The 13373-nt window shown below is 34.4% G+C and carries 13 protein-coding genes; 6 read left to right on the top strand and 7 right to left on the bottom strand.

What is annotated here, in order from left to right; translation table 11 throughout:
* Window positions 1-519 (top strand): DsbA family protein, encoded by a 519-nt coding sequence (locus tag IEV50_RS05570; protein WP_188412250.1) that lies wholly within the window; start codon window positions 1-3, stop codon window positions 517-519.
* 327 nt (window positions 520-846) lie between these two features.
* Complete coding sequence (locus tag IEV50_RS05565) at window positions 847-2583, top strand: thiamine pyrophosphate-dependent enzyme (RefSeq protein WP_188412249.1); 1737 nt, start codon at window positions 847-849, stop codon at window positions 2581-2583.
* Between the two features lie 303 nt (window positions 2584-2886).
* Here the strand turns inward: IEV50_RS05565 and hppD are convergent, their stop codons facing one another.
* Window positions 2887-4017 carry a 4-hydroxyphenylpyruvate dioxygenase gene (gene hppD, locus IEV50_RS05560; protein WP_188412248.1) on the bottom strand — a complete coding sequence of 377 codons (1131 nt, stop codon included), beginning with the start codon at window positions 4015-4017 and terminating at the stop codon, window positions 2887-2889.
* A gap of 84 nt (window positions 4018-4101) precedes the next feature.
* Complete coding sequence (locus IEV50_RS05555; RefSeq protein ID WP_188412247.1) at window positions 4102-5268, bottom strand: homogentisate 1,2-dioxygenase; 1167 nt, start codon at window positions 5266-5268, stop codon at window positions 4102-4104.
* Window positions 5269-5832: 564 nt separating this feature from the next.
* Between IEV50_RS05555 and IEV50_RS05550 the strand changes: the two genes are divergently transcribed.
* The 4 genes from IEV50_RS05550 (at window position 5833) to IEV50_RS05535 (ending at window position 8876) form a co-directional block, all read left to right on the top strand.
* Window positions 5833-6837, top strand: a complete 1005-nt coding sequence (locus IEV50_RS05550) for a fumarylacetoacetate hydrolase family protein (RefSeq protein ID WP_188412246.1) — start codon at window positions 5833-5835, stop codon at window positions 6835-6837.
* A gap of 99 nt (window positions 6838-6936) precedes the next feature.
* Window positions 6937-7230, top strand: coding sequence for a four helix bundle protein (locus IEV50_RS05545; RefSeq protein ID WP_188412245.1), 294 nt, complete (start codon window positions 6937-6939; stop codon window positions 7228-7230).
* Window positions 7231-7362: 132 nt separating this feature from the next.
* A complete protein-coding gene (locus IEV50_RS05540) occupies window positions 7363-8250 on the top strand; it encodes a flavin reductase family protein (RefSeq protein WP_188412244.1) in 888 nt (295 codons plus the stop codon).
* Window positions 8251-8273: 23 nt separating this feature from the next.
* On the top strand, window positions 8274-8876 hold the full coding sequence (locus IEV50_RS05535; protein ID WP_188412243.1) for a YdeI/OmpD-associated family protein: 603 nt from the start codon (window positions 8274-8276) through the stop codon (window positions 8874-8876).
* Between the two features lie 2 nt (window positions 8877-8878).
* Here IEV50_RS05535 and IEV50_RS05530 read toward each other — a convergent pair whose 3' ends face one another.
* The 5 genes from IEV50_RS05530 to IEV50_RS05510 all read right to left on the bottom strand — a co-directional run bounded on the left by IEV50_RS05530 (window position 8879) and on the right by IEV50_RS05510 (window position 13340).
* The gene (locus IEV50_RS05530) at window positions 8879-9427 is read right to left on the bottom strand and encodes a C40 family peptidase (RefSeq protein WP_188412242.1); all 549 of its coding nucleotides are present in this window, start codon (window positions 9425-9427) and stop codon (window positions 8879-8881) included.
* 113 nt (window positions 9428-9540) lie between these two features.
* Entirely contained in the window at window positions 9541-9915 is a 375-nt protein-coding gene (locus IEV50_RS05525; protein WP_188412241.1) for a DUF4870 domain-containing protein, read from the bottom strand.
* A gap of 65 nt (window positions 9916-9980) precedes the next feature.
* Window positions 9981-10682, bottom strand: a complete 702-nt coding sequence (locus IEV50_RS05520; protein WP_188412240.1) for an SDR family NAD(P)-dependent oxidoreductase — start codon at window positions 10680-10682, stop codon at window positions 9981-9983.
* Window positions 10683-10735: 53 nt separating this feature from the next.
* Window positions 10736-12514: an aromatic amino acid hydroxylase gene (locus IEV50_RS05515; protein ID WP_188412239.1), complete on the bottom strand. Its 1779-nt coding sequence runs from the start codon at window positions 12512-12514 to the stop codon at window positions 10736-10738.
* Between the two features lie 340 nt (window positions 12515-12854).
* Complete coding sequence (locus IEV50_RS05510) at window positions 12855-13340, bottom strand: GtrA family protein (protein ID WP_188412238.1); 486 nt, start codon at window positions 13338-13340, stop codon at window positions 12855-12857.
* Window positions 13341-13373: the final 33 nt, after the last annotated feature.

The raw sequence follows: 13373 nt of genomic DNA, 5'->3' as shown, positions 1-13373 counted from the left end.
ATGAGTACGTTAAAACCTGAAGTATCAGCTAAAGATCATGTTGAAGGTGGAAAGTCCGCATCAATAGAAATTGTAGAATTCGGCGATTACCAATGCCCATACTGTGGTGATGCTTTTCCCCTGATTCAAGAAATACAAGATACTTTCGGCGACCAGATAAAGTTTGTTTTTCGAAATTTCCCTTTGCAGGAAGTGCACCAATATGCTTTATCTGCTGCATTGGCTGCCGAAGCGGCTGCATTACAAGGTAAATTTTGGGAAATGCATGATGCCCTTTACGAAAACCAACATCGGATTGGTGACGACTTATTCATTGAATTAGCCAAAACCATTGGACTTGATTTGGATAAATTTAAAAAAGATGCTGTTTCTGTTGAAATTCAGCAACGCATTGATGATGATTTTGAAAGTGGCATTCGTAGCGGTGTAAACGGAACACCATCTTTTTATGTAAACGGAACCAAGTTTGATGGTGACGCATCAAATTTGTATCAAATGCTGAAAGAAAGTACGGCGTAATAACTTATAAAAAAACCTCATGTATTTTGCAATACATGAGGTATCAGATAAGGGTAACCGGAAAACTAAAAAACTAATTATGAGTTTTTAGAATTTAACAAAACGGAAATCGCTTCTTGTGTTTTGTTATTTCAAAGGTGCATTTCAATTATGAAGTTTTAGTGAAGAAAGTTTATTTTTCCTACCGTTGCCAAAAATGAATTTTTCTTTTTAGAGTCAGAATCGAATCCAAATAAAATATAAGTTGAGTTTTCTGAAACAATACCATACAATCCTTTATTAATATTACATCATTTAACCATTCCGATTAAATTTTAAAATTATTTTATGAGTAAAAATGTTGCAGAGCAATTGGTTGAAATGCTAGTTGAAGTTGGTGTAAAAAGAATTTATGCTGTTACAGGAGATAGCCTTAATTACTTTAATGATGCCGTAAGAAGAAATGGTAAAATTAAATGGATACATGTTCGAAATGAAGAAGTAGGCGCTTTTGCTGCTGCTGCTGAATCAGAACTTGACGGTATTGCATGCTGTGCAGGAAGCTGCGGTCCTGGACACGTACACTTAATAAACGGTTTGTATGATGCACATCGCTCTCACGTTCCACTAATTGCAATTGCTTCGACAATTCCGACTAGTGAATTTGGAACGGAATTTTTTCAGGAGACCAATACAATTAAGCTATTCGACGATTGTAGTTATTACAATCAGGTTGCAACCACCGCTGAGCAGGCACCAAGAATGTTTCAAACTGCTATACAACATGCTATACATAAAAAAGGGGTAGCTGTTTTTGGTTTGCCAGGCGACGTTTCGGAAATGGATGCCGTAGAAAGTGCTACTTCTATGCAGTTGTTTAGAAATAAACCTGTAATTCGCCCATCTGATAATGAATTAAAAGAATTATCTACGCTCTTAAATTCTGAGAAGAAGATTATGCTTTATTGTGGCATTGGTGCTGCTGAAGCACATGATGAAGTTGTAGAACTTGCAGCAAAACTAAAAGCACCTGTAGGTTTTTCATTTCGTGGTAAAATGGGTATTCAATATAATAATCCTTATGAAGTAGGCATGACAGGTTTATTAGGCCAGCCATCAGGTTATCATGCCATGCATGAAGCAGATGTAGTGGTCCTCCTTGGAACAGATTTTCCATATATAAACTTCATGCCCGTAAAAAATAAAATCATTCAGATAGATGAAAGTCCGGAGCGTTTAGGAAGAAGAGCAAAGCTTACTCAAGGCTTGTGCGGGGATATTTCTGATTCAATAAAAGCATTATTGCCTTTGTTGGAAGAAAAGAAGGATGATAAATTCTTGAAATCTCAGCTGGAATTTTATCAAAAAGTTAAAGAAAATCAGCAGGTTTATGTTAAAGATAGGGGCGTGGAAAATAAAATACAACCCGAATTTGTAGCTGATACGATAAATAGATTGGCTAAAACAGATGCAATTTTTACTGTTGATACTGGAATGTGTTGCGTTTGGGGTGCAAGATTTATTGATGGAACCGGTGAAAGAAAGATGCTCGGATCATTTAATCATGGCTCTATGGCGAATGCTATGCCAATGGCAATTGGGGCGGCTCTAGCTCATCCTGAAAAACAAGTAATAGCATTATGTGGTGATGGTGGACTATCGATGCTACTTGGTGATTTGGCTACGATTAAACAATATAATCTTCCTATAAAGCTTATCGTTTTTAACAACCGTGCTTTGGGAATGGTAAAATTAGAAATGGAGGTTGATGGTTTACCTGATAGTGAAACGGATATGATAAACCCTGATTTTGCTTTAGTTGCACAAGCGATGGGTTTTAAAGGAATAACCGTTTCTCAACCAGATGATGTTGAAAATGCAATTGCTAATGCTTTTACAGAAAATGGACCAATACTTTTAAATATTATGACGAATCCAAATGCTTTAGCCATGCCTCCGAAAATTGAGTGGGCACAGATAAAAGGCATGACAGAATCAATGGCAAAATTAATGTTGGGTGGAAAAATGACTGAGGTTTTAGATACGATTAAGTCAAATTATAAACATTTGGGAGAGGTGTTGTAAACAATATCTATATATAAATTTCGTCATTGCGAGGCAAGAAGCAATTTTAAAACGTTTTGTGTATCAATAGTGCTTTAAATAAGATTGCTTCATGCCTCACAATGACGAGTTTTTTGAATATTCTTAGAGCCTGTTTAAATTTATATTGTGAAAATGTTTATCGCTTATTTTTTGAGCGAAACAAGGCAAATGTTGCAGAGATAGCCAAGCGTATCTCGAAATATTTAACGATGTTGCAGCCGAAAAGAAGCATAAACAAATTATTAGATAAATTTTAAACAGGCTCTTAAATGGATAAAATAATTATAAGTTTCCTCTCAGTTCTTGTTCACGTTCCAAAGATTCAAATAATGCTTTAAAGTTACCTGCTCCAAAGCTTTGTGCTCCTTTACGTTGTATAATTTCGAAAAACAAAGTTGGCCTGTCTTCAATCGGTTTTGTGAAGATTTGTAATAAATAACCTTCCTCATCACAATCAACCAATATACCTAAATCTTCAAGGATTTTAATTTCTTCATCGATTTCACCTACGCGTTGGGGCATCATGTTATAATATGCTTCCGGTGGTGCGCTTAAAAATTCTACGCCACGAGATTTTAACTCTTTTACTGTTTTAACAATATCTTTTGTTGCAACAGCAATGTGCTGTACGCCTTCGCCTTCATAGTATTCTAAATATTCTTCAATCTGCGATTTCTTCTTACCTTCTGCAGGTTCATTAATCGGGAATTTTGAAAAACCGTTGCCATTGCTCATTACTTTACTCATCAACGCAGAATATTCGGTGTTGATTTGCTTATCATCGAATGATAAAATATTTACGAAACCCATCACATCTTCATACCATTTTACGGCTTCATTCATTCGGTTCCAACCAACATTACCAACACAATGGTCGATATACAAAAGTCCTGCATCACTTGGTTTATATTCGCTTTCCCAATCGCGGAAGCCTGGCATAAAAGTTCCTTTATAGTTTTTGCGTTCTACAAACATGTGAATGGTTTCACCATAAGTATAAATTCCACTCGTCTTAACTTCGCCAAATTCATCAGTTAATGTTTTTGGTTCCATATATGGCTTTGCACCACGTTTGGTAGTTTCATCGAAGGCGCTGTATGCATCATCAACCCAAAGCGCTAAAACCTTAACACCGTCTCCATGTTTTTTTACATGTTCAGAAATCGGATGGTCAGATTTTAGTGCAGTCGTTAAAATCAATCTGATTTTGCCTTGTTGCAAAACATAAGAAGCTTTATCGCGAACACCAGTTTCGGGACCAGCATAGGCCAGGCTTTGAAAACCAAATGCGGTTTTGTAATAATGAGCAGCTTGTTTCGCATTACCCACGTAAAATTCTATATAATCTGTTCCATTAATCGGCAGAAAATCTTGTGCTTTAGATATTTTTTCTGCAAATGTTAGTGTTTCCATTTTCTTTAGTGTAAAATTTTTATTATCAAGATGTTATCTGTAATTTTTGTGCATTGTGATCGAACTCCGATCTCCCGAATAATTTTATTCAATATTGACCTGCCAGCTTTTGTGATAATTTTCATCCTCAATATCTAATGCTTCCTGCGTAAGCATTAACGGCTTAAAAGGATCAATCATTACAGCTAATTCATCCGTTTTTTCTTTACCAATTGATTTTTCTACTGTTCCGGGATGTGGTCCATGAGGGATGCCTCCAGGGTGTAATGTAATTTGACCTTTTACTACGCTTTTACGACTCATAAAATCACCATCAACATAATACAAAACTTCATCACTATCAACATTACTGTGGTTATATGGAGCCGGAATAGAATCAGGATGGTAATCATATTTACGTGGTACAAAAGAGCAGACAACAAAATTATGCCCTTCGAAAGTTTGATGTACTGGAGGTGGCTGATGTAACCTGCCTGTTATTGGTTCAAAATCGTGTATGGAAAAGGCATAAGGATAATGATAACCGTCCCAGCCTACATAATCAAAAGGATGTGTTCCATAAGTGTAGGGATAGATTAGGCCCTGTTTCTTTATCAATACTTTAAAATCGCCGTATTCATCATGTGTTTGCAGGTTTTCAGGTAACCTCAAGTCGCGTTCGCAATAGGGCGAGTGTTCCATCAGTTGCCCATATTGATTTAGATATCTTTTCGGCGGTCTTAGCGGACTAAAACTTTCTACAATAAACAATCGGTTTTGTTCATTATCGAATTCCATTTGGTAAATTGTACCTCTTGGGATGATGAGGTAATCACCATAAGCAAATTTAATTTCGCCGAAACCGGTTTTTAATTTTCCTGAGCCTTCATGCACAAAAATCATTTCATCAGCCTGGCTGTTTTTATAGAAATAATCGGTCATCGATTTTCGTGGAGCAGCTAAAACGATGTGTAAATCGCTATTTACTAAAACAGGTTTTCGACTTGCCAAATAATCATCTTCAGGTTTAATTTTGAAGCCAATTAAACTAGTATGTTTGAGGTGTTTCTCTCGTGCAATTTTTGGCTCAACACTGTAAGGTTCACCTAAATGTTTAACAATTGTTGGTGGATGGCAGTGATAAACAAGTGAGTAAAGGCTCGAAAAACCTTCGGTTGATACCAATTCTTCTGCATATAGTTTTCCATCAGGTTTACGAAAAACCGTATGTCGCTTTGCAGGAATTTGCCCCAATTTATGATATACAGGCATAATTAGTTATGTTATGGTTAGAGAGAAAAAATCATTAAGAAATAAACAATTAAAACGTAAATGCGTTTCAATTAAATAGAATTTAGAGAGATTTTACAGAGAATATTGAGCCATGATCAATTTCGACAGCATTTTATAACGGCGTGCAGCAATTGCATCGTTTACAAGGTTGATATGTAATGCTTTTAAAATCATGGATTTGATGTTGCTAATGTAAGGATTTTATTTTGAAGATAAAATTTTTAGAGCCTGTTTGAATTTATATTGTGAAAATGTTTATCGTTTATTTTTTGAGCGAAACAAGGCAAATGTTGCAGAGATAGCCAGACTATCTCGAAATATTTATCAATGTTGCAGCCGAAAAAAAGCATAAACAAATTATTAGATAAATTTTAAACAGCCTCTTAGATTTTCAATAAAAATTAATTTATAGTTTTAATTCTTTAGCTAATCATTAGCTTTACCACGATATTTTAACCAAATTATATGAACCCGATATAATTAAAAAATTTTATTTAATTATTAAAGGCTCCGTCTTACTGCTAAAAATAAAATTTAAAAAAGATGAAATTAGTATCCTATAGAACCGAAGAAAGAGAGCATCTTGGCGTTTATATAAATGGCCACATTCATAACTTAAATAGTTGTGATAAATTGCTTCCTGATAATATGAATGAATTTTTGCAAGGTGGTGAAGTGTTAATGGAAAGAGCAAAAAAAATAGATGGGCAAATAAAAAATGGAAGTTTTGAAGCGAAAGAAGAAATATTTTATGAAATTTTAGCACCTGTTCCGCATCCAACAAGTTGTAGAGATGGTTATGCTTTCAGGCAACACGTTGCCGCTGCTCGCCGCAACCGGAAAGTTGACATGATTCCTCAATTTGACGAATACCCGATTTTTTATTTTACCAACCATAATGCGATCCAGGGAACTGGTGACATTGAATGTATGCCAGATCATTTCGAAAAGCTCGATTTTGAGTTAGAACTTGCTATCGTAATCGGTAAAAAAGGAAGAAATGTTAAAGCTGTAGAAGCTGATGAATATATTGCTGGCTATATGGTGATGAATGATATGAGTGCCAGAACTTTACAAATGGAAGAAATGTTGTTAAATCTCGGCCCTGCAAAAGGAAAAGATTTTTCTACAGTTATTGGTCCCTGGTTGGTAACCGCTGATGAATTAGAGCAATATAAAGTTGCAGCAAAAACTGGTCATACCGGCAATGCTTATAATTTAAAAATGACTTGTCGAGTAAATGGAATTGAGGTATCTAAAGGTAATGCCGCAGATATGGACTGGACATTTGCTGAAATTATTGAACGCTGTGCTTACGGTGTCGATATTTTGCCAGGTGATGTAATCGGCTCAGGAACTGTTGGTACTGGATGTTTTTTAGAATTAAACGGTACAGGTTTATTAAACGATCCGAATTATAAAACCCAATGGCTGCAACCTGGTGATGTAGTTGAGATGGAAATTACAGGTTTGGGCGCATTAACAAATACAATTAAAAAAGCCGATACTGATTTTTCGATTTTAGGCTTGAAAAAAGGTGAAAATTAGTTAAAATGTTAATGTTGTTGTAATGTTGAAATTACCCGTAAAATTAATAGTTGACTTGAATAATTAATAGTGATTATTTTTTAAATATGGATTTCTGCGATGGCGAAAATCCAAAAGTTTGAGGATTTAGAGATTTGGCAATTGGCGAAGCAAGTTAGAGTTGAGGCTTATCGAATTTCTGATTTGGATCCTATCAAATCAGATTTTGGCTTGAAAGATCAATTTGGAAGAGCAGCTATGTCGATTTCTGACAACGTTGCTGAAGGTTTTGAATATAATAATAATCCTGATTTTGTAAGGTTTTTAACCTATGCTAAAGGATCGTCGGGTGAATTTAGAAATAAACTAATCATTTTAGAAGAGACCAAAAAAAATTTCAAGAAACGACTTTAAATTTCTTTTATGAAAAATGTGCTGAATTTTCAGCCAAAACCAAACGATTTATAGATTATTTGAGAGACTTTGAAAAAAAAAGAAAAACCTTAAATAAATAACGAATTATTAAAACTTTAAAACCATTAACACTTGTTAACCTTAAAAACATCCGATTTATCTGCTGTTCAACTGCAAGATTATTTGCAATATGCTATTGCACCCAGACCAATTTGCTTTGCATCAACAATAGACGCAGAAGGAAATATTAATTTAAGTCCATTCAGTTTTTTTAATATGTTTAGTACCAAGCCTCCAATTTGTGTGTTTTCACCATCAAGAAGAGTGCGCGATAATACAACGAAACATACTTTAGAAAATGTACTTCAGGTTAAAGAATGTGTAATTAATATTGTTAATTACGATATGGTACAACAGATGAGTTTGGCCAGTACGGAGTATGCAAAAGGGATAAATGAATTTGAGAAAGCAGGCTTTACTATGCTAAAATCGGATTTGGTTCAGCCGCCAAGAGTTGCAGAAGCCCCTGTACAGTTTGAGTGTGTAATTAACCAGGTAATCTCATTGGGCGATAATCATGGTGCAGGAAATCTTATTCTGGCCGAAATAAAACTGATTCATATTAACGAGAATATTTTAGATGAAAATGGTAAAATTGATCAGGAGAAAATTGACGTGGTTGCCCGTTTAGGTGGCGATTGGTATTGTAGAATTACCAATAACAACCTGTTTAAAGTGGCAAAACCCCTTGCTAAATTGGGTATCGGTGTAGACCGTTTACCACATTCTGTCCGTTTTTCGAAAGTATTAACCGGTAATGATTTAGGTATGTTAGGTAACATAGAAAGCCTACCAAAAGATGAAGAAATTGATTTAACAATTCAGTTGCCCGAAGTTAAAGAGGTTTTTGATGCAACTATAGGTGATGCGGCTAATAGAGAAAGAGAACTTCATGAATTGGCGCATCGCTTTCTGGAAGAAGGAAATGTAGAACTTGCTTTAAAGATAGTTTTGCTTTAATTTTAATAAGCTAAAAATTTATTATGCATACAATTGTAGGTGTCGATCAATATATCGCTGATTCTCCCGAGTTTGCGATTCCGATTTTAGAACATTTGAGAAACTTAGTTCATCGGGCTGATGCCCGTATTGAAGAGAAAATTAAGTGGAGTATGCCATTCTTTGATTTTAAAGGAACAGTTTGCCATTTTGCTGCTTTTAAAAATCACTGCGCTTTTGGTTTTTGGAAAGCATCTTTAATGACTGATGAATACAATATTTTTAAAGAAAGAAAAGAGGCGATGGGTTGGTTGGGACAAATTAGATCTTTCAATGATTTACCTGAAGATGATGTTTTAATAGCTTATGTTCAGCAAGCGATTCAATTAAATGAAGATGGCATAAGCTTGCCCGCTAAAAAGAAATCGACCCAAAAAACTTTAGAAATTCCGGAATATTTTATTGATGCTTTGCAACAAGATCCTTCGGCGTTAGCTATTTTCCAGAATTTTAGTAATTCTAATAAAAAGGAATATGTGTTGTGGCTAGAAGATGCCAAAACGGAATCAACAAAATTAAAAAGATTGGAAACAGCTGTTGAATGGATTGCAGAGGGTAAAACAAGAATGTGGAAATATAAAAAGTAAATTTATAAAATGCTTACAATTTTCATAAAACGGTTTTTATAGTGCCCATTAAATTCTGTAATGGTTACGCTATGTGCTTTACCCGATGATGCGTGGATAAACTTTATTCCTGATTCATCGATTGAATAAACAATACCAACGTGGCCTATTCTTCTAACTTTTGAATTACTCCCGGTAAATATTAAAACATCGCCAACTTTTGCATTTTCAATACTTGTTTCTTTTCCTGTTCCACTAAACTCTCTTGAAGAACGTGGAACTTTAAAGCCAAAGTTACTAAATACATAACTCACAAATCCAGAACAATCGAAGCCAACTTTAGGATTACTTGTTGCGTATCGATAGGGAATACCTAACATACTTTTTGCAAAATCGATAAGGCTTGAAGAATTTGTAGAACCCGTTAATTTAGTGGGTTCTAACGATGTTTTAGGTAAATTAGCAACCAGTTTTTTAACTAAATCCTGGTATTGGATTGGTAATGTTGTTTGGGCTTTTCCTGCGGTTGCAGACAAAATGAAAAACGAAATTATGACTAATATTTTCTTCATATGTAGAAGCCAAAGATATAATTTTTTTTTAAATCAAATTAAATTGTTGAAAATAAGCTGAAATAAAGAAGCCCTGACTCAGGTCAAGGCTCTAAAATATTTAAAATTATTTATTAAATGTTTGGGAACATTGTTTGTGCTTTTTCTCCAATAAAAGGAATCGGTTTTTTCTGTGCTTGAATCGCTCCAATTAAACCAATTAACCAAAGTATAAATAAGACTACATATAAAATAGAAAATAAATAATATAGTGTTGCTGAGGCAGTACTTATTAGTACAATTCTTTGAACGATGTTTAAGCCAATATAAATCAGATTTATTAAAAGGGATTGCCTTAAATGAAAGCTTCCTAATGATGTTTTTTTGTCTTTATATAATGCGAAGTAAGCGATTAGCCAGCCAATAATTGTGATATAGCTGACAATGCTGGCCGTTTTGCCATCTTCTGAAGCAAATGGTGCTTGTTGAAAAGATTGATTAGTTTCCATACTGATTTTTTAAGTTTAAATTTTAGATAAATAATTATTGAAAGTATTATAGGTAAAAAAGATTATTATGGCGTATTAACTGCGACAGGTAAAATTTTTCCATTAAAGAATTTATGCCCTGTCTTAGCAAAGTCTGCTACATATTTGCCCATTTCAAATGCCATAACCGGACTTTTATAGCCTGGAAAGGCAGTTTCTAGCATTTCTGTTTGTGCTGAACCTAAAGCGAGGCAATTAACTTTAATTCCTGTTTCTGCCAATTCGAAAGCCAAACATTCTGTTAAAGTATGTAGCGCAGCTTTGCTTGCCGAGTATGCGGATAAACCTGGAAATTTGAGGCTTCCCTGAAAACCACCCATACTGCCAATATTTACAATGTGGCTTCCGGCTTGCATTAAGGGTAAGGTGTTTTGTATCATTCTGAAATGAGCAATAACATTGCTTTGCAGCATTTCACCCAAATCTTCTTCAGTAGTTTCTAAAAATGGTTTATTTATTAAAGCACCAGCATTGTTAATCAGTATATCTATAGTTCCTAATCGTTCCTTTAAAAAAGGAGTTAATGCTGCATAATCATCATTTACGATGTCAAATTCTACAGGCAATATGGTGCAATCAGGATTAATGCCTTTAGCAATCTCTAAGAGTTTTCGTAATTTATCTGCCGAACGGGCAATGGCCACAATTTTATTATCTTTTTGTAAGCTTAGTTCTAAAGCTGTTTCAAATCCAATTCCGCTGCTGGCACCAGTGATTATAATGTTCATTTGTAATTTTTTTGAAAAAGATTCTTAATAGCCTGAATCTTTTGGCAAATTTACTATTCTATTACCAATTGACTAACCGGATTTTTAATTACATGTAAGCCATCGTTAATGAGTTTCGTATAATCTGGCTCTCTCCCTGCTTTAATTTCCAGATATACAAGTAATTCCTTTTCAAGTTTATGATAGATTTTTTTGTGATAAACCAATTCTAAAATCTCCAAAGCACAAAGCCAATCTTTTCTATGATTTAATTTAAGTTGTTCAAAAATATTTTCTAGTTGTTCTAATCCTTCCCTGCTTTCTCTTATTTCCCTAACTGTTTTATATAAATTATGCAATTGAAGCGTTTTATCATCGTAAATAACTTTGTGTGTTTTAGCAGTACTGATTAAAGTAATTTCTTCATAAGCATCCTTATCTGCAGCGCCATTAAAAACAGAAACGATTTTCTCGCCAATGGCCATATCATATATGCCCCACTCTGGTTTGAATAAAATATTTCCATTATTTTCTGTTACAGAACAATCTGTAAAAGCAATTAGCAGAATTTTATTATTTTCGATAATTATATCTTTTACACGGCCTTTAACTTTAATCCCGCTTTCAAAAAGAAGCGTAGTTTGTTCTCCTAAACTAATATTTAATGCTTTAAGTTCAGTAACCGTATAATCTTCAAATGCTTTTGCTTTGTTTTTTAATTTACCCACGGGTGATGAAAAGCCATCTTTGTGATAATCTTTTCCATGTCCGGGTAGTTGCTTTCCGTTAATTGCCAAAGCAGATGGACCCATTGTTTTTATAAAAGTAACATCGTCAGCAGCGCTAATACCAATATCTGTAAAAACACCGCTAACCTGTAAGCCTGAACTGTAAACAGCTGTAGCAACGTTTTTGCAATCAATTGCTTTCATGATGCTTTCTGTACCGCCTCTTCTGAAAGCCATTGTATTTGCAAATTCCTCTAAAACATCAATCAGGTTTTGGAAAGTTTCCGTTACAAAAAGTTGCGGTTGGGTTTTTGTAATATCATAAGGATAATTTACCGTATACATATTGTACCAAAGCTTTTCTACTTCTTTTTGCATACAAGAAGCACTTTCACCAATTGAAGAGAGTAAACCGGCACCATAAATTTTTGGATTTTCTAGGGTTCCGATTAAGCCGTACTCAACAGTCCACCAATGTAAACGGCCTAGTAAAGCCATTTCAGATGGTTCACCCATATTTTCGCTTATGTATCGCAATTCTTTTTCAGCTTTTGCAATTTGCATTTCGTCTGAATTGATTGCCTCCTTTAAAATCGAAAGTTTTCTAATGGCTTCATAAAGTTCAAAATCTTTAGCTGAAAACATGGCTTTAGCACCAATAGAACCAAAATAGCTTAGATAATTATTATAATCTTTATCAGCGATAATAGGCGCATGGCCTGCGCTTTCGTGAATAATGTCTGGAGCAGGTGTGTATTCAATATGATTAATCTGACGGATATCTGCAGCGATAACCAAAACACGATAAGCCTGGTATTCCATAAATGCTGCAGGCGGAATAAAGCCATCAACAGTTACTGCTCCCCAACCAATTTCTCCCAAATTATCGTTCATGGTTTGTAAATCAGGGATATATTCAATACTTAAGCCTGCACTTTTTAGTCCCTTTATATATGGGTAATAAGCAACATTTTTAAGATAACTATAATTTTGGCGCATAACGTAACGCCAAACTGCTTGATCTACAGGTGTATATTTCTCGTAATTTTGGGCAACAATAAATTGCTTCAAATGCTTTGGTAATTTAGCTACCTGGGCATTATTAAAATCATTAAAATCGCTCATTCGGTATTATAAAAAGTTAGTCGCTGGCTAAGTTAGGTGGTTGCATTTACCTAAGCAAGAAAGCCGCTCGATAAATTAACAGGCAGACGTAAATTAAGTTTTATTCGTTATGATGCAAGTAATTAGTTTGCAAAATTTTATTAAAAGGTTCTTCAGCTTTTTATGGGCAAATTCATTCGGGCTGTTCGCTAAATCTTTTTCGCAAGAAAAATGCTCAAAAGGATATCGCTACCATCCCGTTTAGATATTTAAGGCTATACAAATTATAACCATAATCATTAACAGCAATCAAGCTTTATAATGTTTCAATTTAAGCCATTCGAATTCAACTTAAGTAAAACTATTTAGCTTTAATTTTCTTTACGCTAAAAGTAAAGTAATGCTGATATAAATAGCTAAAACCGGCAATCAGCACAGATATGACTACTTTGGATATGGTTGGATAAATACCTAATATTTCTATAAAAAACTTTTGCATTGCAAAGGTTAATAAAATATTTACGAGGTTTAAGTTTAAAAATCTTAATAGCTGAATATGCGCTTTAACCTCGCTATGTGTGAAAATAACATATCTGTTAAGTAAAAAGCTATATGGTATAACCACTAAAAAATCTACTGCTAATGCTGCTGTTTCCCTTTTTAAAGTGAAGAATGTAAAATCAATATCTTCGACATGGAAAAGATGATGGAAAGCAAGATAATAAACGATATTTCCTAAAAGCCATGTACTGCCACCTGTTGCTAAATACCTAAAATTATGTTGAGAAATAAATCTTCTAAAAGGAGGGTAGAAAAAGTCTATAAAGGCTAAAATCGCTTTGCGCATTTGCGTACTATTTTTTAGGCAATTGTATGAAGT

It is taken from the genome of Pedobacter mendelii (assembly GCF_014635725.1).
GTDB lineage: Bacteria > Bacteroidota > Bacteroidia > Sphingobacteriales > Sphingobacteriaceae > Pedobacter > Pedobacter mendelii.
The sequence above is the reverse complement of the archived record's forward strand: the minus strand, read 5'-3'. Positions and strand labels throughout refer to the sequence as shown.

Bases quoted from the DNA above. Each gene is read 5' to 3' on its own strand.
- IEV50_RS05570 (WP_188412250.1), top strand. From the start codon at position 1: ATGAGTACGTTAAAACCTGAAGTATCAGCTAAAGATCATGTTGAAGGT.
- IEV50_RS05510 (WP_188412238.1), bottom strand. From the start codon at position 13,340: ATGCGCAAAGCGATTTTAGCCTTTATAGACTTTTTCTACCCTCCTTTT.
- IEV50_RS05525 (WP_188412241.1), bottom strand. From the start codon at position 9,915: ATGGAAACTAATCAATCTTTTCAACAAGCACCATTTGCTTCAGAAGAT.
- IEV50_RS05520 (WP_188412240.1), bottom strand. From the start codon at position 10,682: ATGAACATTATAATCACTGGTGCCAGCAGCGGAATTGGATTTGAAACA.
- IEV50_RS05555 (WP_188412247.1), bottom strand. From the start codon at position 5,268: ATGCCTGTATATCATAAATTGGGGCAAATTCCTGCAAAGCGACATACG.
- hppD (WP_188412248.1), bottom strand. From the start codon at position 4,017: ATGGAAACACTAACATTTGCAGAAAAAATATCTAAAGCACAAGATTTT.
- IEV50_RS05550 (WP_188412246.1), top strand. From the start codon at position 5,833: ATGAAATTAGTATCCTATAGAACCGAAGAAAGAGAGCATCTTGGCGTT.
- IEV50_RS05565 (WP_188412249.1), top strand. From the start codon at position 847: ATGAGTAAAAATGTTGCAGAGCAATTGGTTGAAATGCTAGTTGAAGTT.
- IEV50_RS05515 (WP_188412239.1), bottom strand. From the start codon at position 12,514: ATGAGCGATTTTAATGATTTTAATAATGCCCAGGTAGCTAAATTACCA.
- IEV50_RS05545 (WP_188412245.1), top strand. From the start codon at position 6,937: ATGGCGAAAATCCAAAAGTTTGAGGATTTAGAGATTTGGCAATTGGCG.
- IEV50_RS05535 (WP_188412243.1), top strand. From the start codon at position 8,274: ATGCATACAATTGTAGGTGTCGATCAATATATCGCTGATTCTCCCGAG.
- IEV50_RS05530 (WP_188412242.1), bottom strand. From the start codon at position 9,427: ATGAAGAAAATATTAGTCATAATTTCGTTTTTCATTTTGTCTGCAACC.